At 45.3% G+C, this 2,753-nt stretch carries 4 protein-coding genes; all 4 read right to left on the minus strand.

The genetic code is table 11. From position 1 onward, the window contains the following. Positions 1–1,200, minus strand: a 1,200-nt coding sequence (locus VIP81_RS17105; RefSeq protein ID WP_331963486.1) for an alpha/beta hydrolase family protein, incomplete at its 3' end; no start/stop codon positions are given. A 15-nt stretch (positions 1,201–1,215) separates the two neighbouring features. Then, entirely contained in the window at positions 1,216–1,608 is a 393-nt protein-coding gene (locus VIP81_RS17110; RefSeq protein ID WP_331963489.1) for a DUF423 domain-containing protein, read from the minus strand. A gap of 1 nt (position 1,609) precedes the next feature. After that, positions 1,610–2,104: a shikimate kinase gene (locus VIP81_RS17115; protein WP_331963492.1), complete on the minus strand. Its 495-nt coding sequence runs from the start codon at positions 2,102–2,104 to the stop codon at positions 1,610–1,612. Between the two features lie 33 nt (positions 2,105–2,137). Beyond that, positions 2,138–2,753: 4'-phosphopantetheinyl transferase family protein (locus VIP81_RS17120; RefSeq protein WP_331963495.1), on the minus strand; the 616-nt coding region annotated here is incomplete at its 5' end.

Here is a 2,753-nt window from a genome sequence, read left to right on the forward strand (position 1 = left end):
ATCCTGCGTTCCATTAATCGCCATAAACGGACATTTGATCTGTTTAAGGTACGTTAATGGATTGTATTTCAAAATTGATATTGCTTCCGGGCTGAGGCTGGCGTTATTCACCATCTCGGCTTCGGTCATTTCCTTTTTAACGGATTCGTCGGAGCTACGGTATAATTCCCTGATAATTTTTTCCGCCCGGGGTCTGATCACCTCCATACTGCTATCGCTTGCAAGCAGGTCCCAGTAAGGCTTCATGCGTTGGCGATCGGCCACAATAAAGCTATCAGACTTGCCTGCCATACTTTGTTTGATCGCCATTTGCTGATCTATCAGTTGCCGCCCATTTAATCCGACGCCCGCCATGGATATTACAAAAGCTACCCCGGGATTGTTTGCAGCTACGATCTGTGCTACAATACCACCTTCACTATGTCCCAGCAAGCCTACGGTGAGTGGGTCTATATCTCTTCTTGTTTTCAGATAGCCCATGGCGGTGCTCACATCATGTGCAAAATCAGTAATGGTGGCCGCATAATAATCACCGGTAGATTTACCTATGCCCCGGTCATCGAACCGCAGCGATGCAATACCATTCCGGGCAAAATAATCTGCCAGTACCAGGAACATTTTATGACCTGCTATTTCCTCGTCCCTGTTCTGTGGTCCCGATCCGCTGATCATCACCACTACCGGGTATCTGCCGGCAGCAGCAGGACGGGTAAAAGTACCGGAGAGGGAAACACTGTCTTTTATATTATTAAATCTAACTTCTTCCGTATGATAAGGATAAGGAGGTTTTGGTTCCTGTGGCCGCTTATACAGGTCTGCTTTGGTGATTTCTTTACGACCCAGATCTACCTGGTTTTCATCGCCGCCAAAGCTGGAAATTCCTTTAAACTGTTGCGTGGCCGGATCCCATACGCCGGCATATGAAAACCGGACTTCGTCTATGCGCAGGAGCAGGGTGTCTTTCCGGTAAACAACCGTTTCCAGTTCAAACGTTTCGCTATCTGCCAGGTCGGGTAATTCGATATGTCCTTTATATCCACCGGCGCCGTCCTTTTCCAGTTGCACTACCATGCGGTATTTATCGCCGTAGTAACGTTTAAAGGTACCGTACCATTTGCCGGCGATACCGGTATTATCCTGTGCCATCGCCATTGAACTTACCAGCACACCCAGCACCAACACCCAAAAACCTTTATACATATACGCGTTCCTCTTTTATGCTTTTAATTTTAAAACGCCCAGCAGGAGACTAATCCAGCCGGCGATAAAGAATACACCCCCAATAGGTGTAATGATACCAATTCCTCTTAAACCTACGTTGCCCGTCATTTTGAGCATAGTCATGGCATAAAGGGAACCGGAGAATAACACAATACCGATAATAAAACATCTGCCTGCCCATTCCAGCTGAGCGCCGGGGATTTGTGCAAAAAGAATACCGGTGGCAATTAAAGCAAATACGTGATAGAACTGATAAGTAACGCCTGTCTGAAAAGTAGATACGGTATCTGCCGGTACCAGCTCTTTCAGCTTATGCGCACCAAATGCACCTAAGATGACTGCCAATGCACCAAATATCGCCGCCCAAACTAAAAAACTTTTATGCATGCTATAAATTTTGCGTAAAGGTATCCAATGAAATATTATCAGATGTAATTATATGCCTGGATTGCTGATAAAAAGGAAGGCGTTCCGCCATTTTCTTTTCTACAAAGCTGATCAGGTCATCGTCTTCCACATCGGCTATCAGCGGGCGTTTGAACTTTTTGCGTTGCAGACGTTCTACCATGGCTTCCAGCGAAGGGTTGATCCAGATAGTCGTGCCATGTTCATTCATAAAATCCATGTTCTCCTGGAAACAGGGAGTCCCACCACCACAAGAGATCAGAAAGCTTTCCTGTTCAGATAAATCGCGGAGCAGCTTACTTTCCTTGTCCCGGAAATAATCTTCTCCTTTGGACGAAAAAATATCGGCAATCGCCATTTCTTCCGCTTCTACAATCACTTCATCCAGATCGTAGTAAGGAAGGTTCAGGTGATCTGCCAGTTGTTTACCCCAATAGGATTTTCCGGCACCCATAAAACCGAGTAAATATATCTTCATAAATAACGCAACAGTGCTTAATAAATTCTTTCCTCACGCAGGATGAGTCCATGCCAGGCATAGGTCATTTTCCATAATATATTGCAAATATAACCGCGTATTTGTATCCTCTTTGTTAAAATCGGCCGTAATAAAGCCAGCCTGTTGATAAACAAAGGGATGCAGTCTCATATTCTCTTTAAAATCAACGCTTCCCAGTCCGTACCACTTAAACATCGCTTCTTTGGCGCTCCAGCAGATTGTTTTATGAGGCAGTTCATGTGCCGGATCTATAAACGATCTTTCTGCCGGCGACAGGAACTTATGAGATACCCTTTCAATTTTTTGCTTCACCTCTTCAATATCTATGCCTACTGCTGCTTTGGTGCTTACAATAGCCGCCGCATAGTCGCCGCAATGAGAAATAGAAAAATGATAGCTATCACATACCAGCACTGGTTTACGGCTATTCCTCACGGTAATCTGATGAATGGGAAACGCCGGAAAAAGCGTTACCAGCAGGTATCTGCCCGCAAAGTGCTGGAGGCGCTTATGCGGATGATGAATCGATGGGCTGATGTTTACCTTCTCCCGGAAAAAAGCTTCGGCCTCTGTTATCTTCCACACACCCAGCTTCGTTTCCGGATCAATTTGTATCGTTCGTATTAAT

This window comes from Chitinophaga sp. (assembly GCF_036566945.1).
In the GTDB taxonomy this organism is placed as follows: Bacteria; Bacteroidota; Bacteroidia; order Chitinophagales; family Chitinophagaceae; genus Chitinophaga.

Bases quoted from the DNA above. Each gene is read 5' to 3' on its own strand.
- VIP81_RS17110 (WP_331963489.1), bottom strand. From the start codon at position 1,608: ATGCATAAAAGTTTTTTAGTTTGGGCGGCGATATTTGGTGCATTGGCA.
- VIP81_RS17115 (WP_331963492.1), bottom strand. From the start codon at position 2,104: ATGAAGATATATTTACTCGGTTTTATGGGTGCCGGAAAATCCTATTGG.